8 protein-coding genes are annotated in these 7,058 nt (G+C 29.9%); 2 read left to right on the top strand and 6 right to left on the bottom strand.

Features of this window, described 5'->3' with window-relative positions:
• Positions 1 to 130 precede the first annotated feature (130 nt).
• From ACHRVL_RS22935 to ACHRVL_RS22920, 4 genes are all read right to left on the bottom strand, one after another.
• A complete protein-coding gene (locus ACHRVL_RS22935) occupies positions 131 to 2,623 on the bottom strand; it encodes a S8 family peptidase (protein ID WP_395415587.1) in 2,493 nt (830 codons plus the stop codon).
• 6 nt (positions 2,624 to 2,629) lie between these two features.
• A complete protein-coding gene (locus tag ACHRVL_RS22930) occupies positions 2,630 to 3,583 on the bottom strand; it encodes an AAA family ATPase (RefSeq protein ID WP_395415586.1) in 954 nt (317 codons plus the stop codon).
• Positions 3,584 to 3,745: 162 nt separating this feature from the next.
• Positions 3,746 to 4,177 carry a hypothetical protein gene (locus tag ACHRVL_RS22925; protein WP_395415585.1) on the bottom strand — a complete coding sequence of 144 codons (432 nt, stop codon included), beginning with the start codon at positions 4,175 to 4,177 and terminating at the stop codon, positions 3,746 to 3,748.
• Positions 4,178 to 4,264: 87 nt separating this feature from the next.
• Positions 4,265 to 4,597, bottom strand: a complete 333-nt coding sequence (locus tag ACHRVL_RS22920; protein WP_395415584.1) for a helix-turn-helix transcriptional regulator — start codon at positions 4,595 to 4,597, stop codon at positions 4,265 to 4,267.
• Between the two features lie 240 nt (positions 4,598 to 4,837).
• Between ACHRVL_RS22920 and ACHRVL_RS22915 the strand changes: the two genes are divergently transcribed.
• Positions 4,838 to 5,110 carry a HigA family addiction module antitoxin gene (locus ACHRVL_RS22915; RefSeq protein ID WP_395415583.1) on the top strand — a complete coding sequence of 91 codons (273 nt, stop codon included), beginning with the start codon at positions 4,838 to 4,840 and terminating at the stop codon, positions 5,108 to 5,110.
• A gap of 176 nt (positions 5,111 to 5,286) precedes the next feature.
• Here the strand turns inward: ACHRVL_RS22915 and ACHRVL_RS22910 are convergent, their stop codons facing one another.
• On the bottom strand, positions 5,287 to 5,889 hold the full coding sequence (locus ACHRVL_RS22910; RefSeq protein ID WP_395415582.1) for a master DNA invertase Mpi family serine-type recombinase: 603 nt from the start codon (positions 5,887 to 5,889) through the stop codon (positions 5,287 to 5,289).
• Positions 5,890 to 5,926: 37 nt separating this feature from the next.
• Between ACHRVL_RS22910 and ACHRVL_RS22905 the strand changes: the two genes are divergently transcribed.
• Positions 5,927 to 6,571, top strand: a complete 645-nt coding sequence (locus ACHRVL_RS22905; RefSeq protein ID WP_395415588.1) for a TaqI-like C-terminal specificity domain-containing protein — start codon at positions 5,927 to 5,929, stop codon at positions 6,569 to 6,571.
• Here ACHRVL_RS22905 and ACHRVL_RS22900 read toward each other — a convergent pair.
• Positions 6,549 to 7,058 (bottom strand): TaqI-like C-terminal specificity domain-containing protein (locus tag ACHRVL_RS22900; protein WP_395415581.1); only part of this gene is annotated, 510 nt, incomplete at its 5' end. The two genes, ACHRVL_RS22905 and ACHRVL_RS22900, sit on opposite strands and share 23 nt — an antisense overlap.

Genomic DNA, 7,058 nt, shown 5'->3' with positions numbered 1-7,058 from the left:
AAAAAAGTAGTTTTTTGAAATAAATGGAGGTGCTCACTTTGCACCGAAAATAGGTGGTCAATTTAAACCGAAACTAGATGGTCAATTTAAATTGAAAATAGGTGGTCAATATCACTGGTTTTTACACATGCTAAAGACCAATTTTAACAGTGTTTTGGACAGCAACCTGATTAGCAATTGAAGTGTAAATGTCTGTTGAGTTTTCAGGAGTTTCAATTGAAACTACTAATGAGTAGCGAACCTGTGAATTAAATTTATTTTGTTTTTTTAACTGCTTCCACCAACCAGATGCTAATGGAAATATTGCTAACTTATTGCACACAGCAATTTCCGCAGCTGAACCTTTCCAGTAATTACTATGGACAGAACCTTTGAATACTGTATCTGCTCCTAGAAACCATCTTGTATCTTTCATTTTATCATAATCTCCTTCTGATAATTTTTCAACTCCTAATTGTTCTTTAAGTTTATCAATATTAATTTTATTGGTTCTAATTTTAAAATTTTCAAAATTTTCAGTTGGATCTATCAGAATAAACTTTAGTGCACACGATTGATACGAATATTTAGTCGAATACCCTTTGTCTCCTGGATTTGGCTCAATATAATAAGATAAAGTAACTCTTAAAGTTACATCCGAAGCGCCTAAATTAGCCAATATTTCTGATGGCCAGGGAAATTCATAGTAATGAATATTATTAGTCTTTATGGTTGTTCCATCTAATTTATAAGGTTGCAGGGTTTCTTCTGAAATAAACGTCAAATAATTGGATTTACATTCTATCGCTTTCTCTAAATTTGGTATACCATATCCAACCGTTCGCAATAATTTTTGTTTATCACCAACTTTTCTTAAATCAATTTGAAATTGATTTATCATTCCTTCCGACCAAGAGGAGGAGTGAATCATTAAAGCCCTTAAAGTTTCGGGCCATGCATTAGGGTATACATCCCTTAATTTCGCTAAAAAATTAGAAGCAAAAGCTGTAGCTGCACTAGTCGCATTAAATCGTGAAAAGGCATTTACACTAGAATTTGTTGAAGTAGAAATAATATCCAAATCTTCATGGTAATTAACACTACCGTCTTGAAGTTTTTCTAAGTTACCTCCTTCAAACACAACTTCAGGTTTTATTGGCCAAAAATTACCCCAGGAATTGGACGTTCGGCTGTAAGGTGAAAGCTCAAATTTATTTGCAACAGTATTTGAATTCGGCAAGACCTTTTCTGTAAAAGCACCAATTGTAATTACATTCCATGCTTGTGCAGGACTTTCGACTGATAAATTTAAATTACTCTCTGGATAATTTAAATAATCTTCTTCTTCTCTAACATTGCCCGCACTAACTACAAAAATTTTTTTATCAGTATAATCCTCTCCAAAAACTATATCATCAAGATATGCAGACCAAGTAGAAGGTTTTCCAAAATCATTTTGATTTTTACCTGTTATTGCCATACAATAAATTCTTTTATAGTCAGGATTATTTACTGTAGCAATGTTAACAGCGTCTTGTGTTATATAATGCCAAAGATCTAACTCATTTTCAAATCCATTTGGTGGAAGAACTTTAATTGATTCTAATCTATGTCTAATTACAAAACTAGAATTACTTTCTAAAATTCTACTCAGATTTCCATACAAAGCTATACCTGCCATACTGGTACCATGTCCTTTATGACCCGAATCATTTTTACCCCAATTTTCATTAACCGTGAGACGATCAATATCTGATAAAGCATCTTTAATTAATAAATGCCCATTATTAATCCCAGAATCTAATATTGAAATAATACTGTTTGTATCTTCAAATACGACATTTTTAATTGCTGATTCTATCCATTTTTCTCTATTAATAATTGTCTGGTCGAGCCAAAAACTATTTAATTCCTCTGCTCTACGAATTTCAGCAATCTCTCCTATTGAAAATATAAGTTCAACTAATTGACTATAATTTAATTTAACATTAATAATTACTCTCTCGGGGAAAATAGTTGAGATATCCGAAATAGCAATACCTAAAAATTTACATACGTAATTTAATTTTTTACGTTTTGCATCAATCTCAGACTGATTAATAGCTAACCAAAGTTCGCACCAAACATGTTCTTCTTTGGGCAGATACTCGCTTGCACTACTCCAAATAAATTCGATCGTACTCTTTCGAATAGTTTCAATCTTTTCTACCAATGGCTGATTTTTAGGAAGACCTTTATCTGTGTTTTCCCCAATATATTTTTCTATTTTCCCTAATAATTTTTCTTTTTTATTTTCAGGAATATAGACAGTAGCTATTTGTGATTTATTTTCGGAATTAGTTTTAACATTCAATAGTTTAGCTCCATCGGAGCTTAAAGAATCAAGTTCCAACAATTGTTTTTCAGCACCAAAAAACGTTATATATTCCCCTTCTTTAACCGGTTTACTAGCTTCAGCCCTTTGAAAAGTTTCTTGATTGTAAGTCTCCCAAATTTCATATAAAGAAGAATAAATAAATTCACCATGGGTTATCCTATCTCTTTTAGGCAATAGTGATTTAATTGGTGGTCCTGGAGGAGTTGTGTAATCTTGTGAAGAATGTACATTTTTCACAAATAGATGAGGCTTGAAATTTTCACTCATAAACTATTACAGATTATAATTGATTTTTCTATCCTTCATCATTTGAACTAATAATTTTTGAGTTACAAAATTTTTATCTGTTAAAATAATTTCCTTTAATGCATCATTACATGCATTGGTTATTTCTGCATGACTTAATCCATTTGCTGAATCAACCGCAGTTTTTAAAGAGAAATCACCAAGAAATTTATGTAGTTTAAGTTTTATTAACTCTTCTATTTCAACTTTGTTCGGTAAAGTATAAGTTATAATATCATCAAAACGTCTAAACAAAGCCGAATCTAATATTTTTATATTATTTGTTGCACCAAAAATGATACTCTCTGATGAATCCTGCTCGATAAACTGTAAAAATGAATTTAGTACTCTACGCATCTCACCAACTTCATTATCTCTTCCTCTTTCCGCACCTATAGCATCAAATTCATCAAATAAATAAACACCTCTATTTGAAACCATCATATCAAAAATCTGTCTCAATTTTGAAGCAGTCTCTCCCATATATTTTGTCATTAGTTTATCCATCATAACAACATATAATGGTAACTTTAACTCTCCGGATATTGCAGATGCAGTGACCGTCTTCCCTGTTCCTGGCAGTCCAGAAAGCAATACTTTTCGACGGTTACACAAGCCATGTTTAAGAATTTTGTCACGTTGCTTATACTCTCTAATTATTCGATTTAATTTATTCGCAACATCTAGAGAAAGTATCAATTCATTCAATCTATTTTCAGGATAGTAAACAAGGACTAAATCGCTTAAGTCAGGATTTATCCTTATCACCTTAAAGCCATCAGTCTTTGATCTATCGACCAAATCTTTTATCTCTTTTGCAATAGACATATGACCTTGCCGAGCTTCGTGAGCAGCTACTTGAAGAGCAATTGAAGTGAATCTCTCATTATCGTTTTTGTAATGAGATTGCAATAATGATTTTAACTGTTCTGCTGTTGCCATATCGCAAAAGTAATGAAAAAAGGTTTTAAATTTACTTTAAGAAAATTTACAGGATTAAATACTCTTAATAGGAGACTCCAAAATGTCGCCTTATTTACTCGATAACTCTGTTATGTGATTATTCACAATTAAATGTTGCTTAAATTTTACCGATTTGCTTTTTCATATATTCTTTTTAATAGTTTTAAAATCATATGTTACTTTTTGTTGTTCATGATTTAAAAAATTATTATACAAATCATTATATCTATAATCTGTCAGATGTTCATGTTCCAATTCTTCTTCAAATTTAGCGGTAAACTTTTCCAAGACAACTGTGGAAAATATAAATTGATACTCTATCTTAAATCGTTCGTAATCTTCCGCAACACTTAGATATAATGTTATTAAAGATTCTTTATTCAATTCATCACCCCTTTTATCCAAAGTACATGCACTTAAGAAATCGATACAATGGAATATAAATTCTGTCGCAGAAGTACCTAATCCCCTATTCGTTTTCCATTCCGGAAAAGAAATATCCATAAAATGAATTATTTCTTTAAATAATTCTGTTTCTGAATGCTCATTCATTAAATTATAGTATTCAATCATAATAAGTCGGTGAGTTAATTATAATATTCTTTATTCTCTTTGCTATAGTAATATAGTCCTATATTAATTAATTAATTAATTAATTAATTATTTCTCTTCATGCTTCTTTTGTTTAAACCACCATTCGTTTTTGTACTTATCATTAAACTCCTTTAACTCTTTTTTATATTCTTTAATATCAAAATCATAAGGTAAAGTAAGAATATTTAACAATGGTTCAATTTTATTATAAGTGATTAATAATTTGACCAAATTTTCAACGGAAAAATTATTTCCGTTTTCAATAGAACTAACTGTTTTTCTACTTATTCCAACTTCGTCTGTGATATCAGTTTGTGTCATATCCATATTTAATCGAAGCTTTTCAAGCTTATTACCAATTAGAATCATATATTCTTCTAAAGTTTTAATTTCTTCCATAGTGTAACGCTTATGTTACAAATATACAAAAAATACCAACAATGAGTAACATACTACTCATTGTTAATGTTTTTTCTCCAACCAAATTTTTTTTCTATTAGATAATACATGATAATCATTAGAAACATAAGAAGTTAAAACAAAAACAAATTAGCTTTTTAAATCATTTCTCTTGATCAGAAAGAAAAATTGTAATTTTGGTTTTATAAATCTTATCAATTCTTAAAAAAGAGAAAGGTTATGGATAATAATGACAATTTTTGCTACAAAAAAAATATAAACACAATTCACCCTGGGATAATTCTTAAAATGGAATTAATGGATAGTCGCAATTTATCTATAGATCAAATTGCAAAATCTTTGAATATATCTCCTGAGAATGTTGGAGATTTGTTTGAAGGAATCCTTCCTATCTCTTCGGAAATTGCAAGAAATATCTCTTCTAATTATGGAGGAACTCCTGAGCATTTTATGCGTTTACAAAATACTTATGATTTATATATTGATAAATAATAAAGTAAGTAAATCAGCTTAGAATATTTTGCGAAACTAGCTTTGAAAGATCACTTTTTATACAGTCTTCTATTTTTATAAACTTCTTTAATTTCAGCAATAAAAAAATGCGGTGATAAAGTTATTTTTTCACCGCATTTTTTTGAATATTTACACAATTAATATTTAGTTTGACATTAATCTATTAATACTCTTTCTTTTGCAAATTTTGTCACTGTAATTCTATTAACTCCTAAAATCCTACCAATTGCACTATAAGAAACGTTTTTATTCAATAGTTTCTGAACTTGTAATTCTTTACCTGACAATTTAACTTTTGAAGATTTTTTCCCAACAGGTCTTCCTAAAATAACCCCTTCGGCTTTTTTTCTAGCCAGTGCTTCTTTTGTTCTTTGAGAAATTAAATTTCTTTCAATTTCAGCTGACAGACCAAAAGCAAAAGCTAAAACTTTAGACTGAATGTCTTCACCTAATCGATAATTATCTTTTATTGTCCATATTTTAACCTCTCTTTTCATGCAGAAATTTAAAACTTCCATTATCATAAAAAGAGAACGCCCTAATCTTGACAATTCTGAACAAATTAAAATGTCATCCTTTTTAGTTTTCTTTAAAAGTTTTCCTAAAGTTCTCTTTTCTACTTCTTTTGTCCCAGAAATTGTTTCTTCAATCCATTTCTCAATTACCAAATTTTGTTTTACCGCAAATTGATTGATTTCAAATCTTTGATTTTCTACTGTTTGTTTATCAGTACTAACTCTGATGTATCCGTATATCATATTTTTATGGGTAAAAATAGCTTATTTTAATTGACCGATTTTACGTGGCAGGGATATAAAAAGATATGGATACGAGTTTGGTGATTTGTGGCTCATTAACACGCACAATGGCATTAAAGAAAGTGGCTTAAAATCAATAAAGATAGAAGATTATCCGGCCATTAAACAACATCTTGACAAGTACTACATGGATCTTGAAAAACGATCTGACAAAGGAGAAACTCCCTATAATTTAAGGAACTGTGCTTATATGGAGGATTTTTCTAAACAAAAAATTGTGTGGGCAGAAACCATGCGTATTCATAAAGACACGTCAATCAAGTTTCCGCGATTTGGCATTGATAATGGAGGTGAGCTGTTAACTGATAAAACTTGTTTTTTTGCAACAGGACAGAACATTAAATATATAATGGCCATTTTAAACTCCACATTAGGGCGTTATTTATGCTCAAAATATGTTTCCATTTTAGATGATGGCGGATATTTAATGCAAAAGATATATCTTGAAAAAATTCCTATACCAAAGGAAATTCCCAAGATTTTAGAATTAATTGATGAACTTTTAACTAAAAGTAACTGCAAACAAATTGATGAAATCGAAGACGAGATTGATTCTATTATATTTGCTGCAATTCAGCTTTCTATAGAAGAAATCAACTTTATACGCTTAACCCTTCAATAAAATTAATCTCTTCGTCATCTAATTCATAAAGTTTGTAAATGAGATTGTCAATCTCTTTTTCTATTTGAAAAGTATTTTCATTTTGTTTGATTGCATTTATTACAGCATCAGTTAAAGAGATGAATTGTAATTGTAAATTTTCTGTTAATAGAGGAACGGGTAATTTTTCAATAAACATGGGCTTATACTCAAAGTATCCACCGTTACGTGTCACTCCAAGATTTCTTATATAGTAATCAGCTAATTTTGAGTTGAGAGTTGCTAACAAGTATTTGTTTGCTGGAACTATTATTGGACTTGGTGCATTAATAAACATACCGGCTTCAGCAATTGTGTATGAAGCTCTCAAATTTAGATTTCCCCACACAATTTTTTGTTTAGAAAAATCCTCCCAATAACTTATACTATCTTGTGTTTCAAACCACTTATTACTAGTCTTTTTTCTAGCCCCTGCCTCTCCTGTTTGTTTTATTCGATCATATCCAAA

This window comes from Flavobacterium sp. FlaQc-28 (assembly GCF_044007415.1).
In the GTDB taxonomy this organism is placed as follows: domain Bacteria; phylum Bacteroidota; class Bacteroidia; order Flavobacteriales; family Flavobacteriaceae; genus Flavobacterium.
The sequence above is the reverse complement of the archived record's forward strand: the minus strand, read 5'-3'. Positions and strand labels throughout refer to the sequence as shown.

Excerpts from the sequence above, each read along its gene's own strand:
- ACHRVL_RS22910 (WP_395415582.1), bottom strand. The coding sequence starts at position 5,889 with ATGATATACGGATACATCAGAGTTAGTACTGATAAACAAACAGTAGAA.
- ACHRVL_RS22935 (WP_395415587.1), bottom strand. The coding sequence starts at position 2,623 with ATGAGTGAAAATTTCAAGCCTCATCTATTTGTGAAAAATGTACATTCT.
- ACHRVL_RS22920 (WP_395415584.1), bottom strand. The coding sequence starts at position 4,597 with ATGGAAGAAATTAAAACTTTAGAAGAATATATGATTCTAATTGGTAAT.
- ACHRVL_RS22930 (WP_395415586.1), bottom strand. The coding sequence starts at position 3,583 with ATGGCAACAGCAGAACAGTTAAAATCATTATTGCAATCTCATTACAAA.
- ACHRVL_RS22915 (WP_395415583.1), top strand. The coding sequence starts at position 4,838 with ATGGATAATAATGACAATTTTTGCTACAAAAAAAATATAAACACAATT.
- ACHRVL_RS22925 (WP_395415585.1), bottom strand. The coding sequence starts at position 4,177 with ATGATTGAATACTATAATTTAATGAATGAGCATTCAGAAACAGAATTA.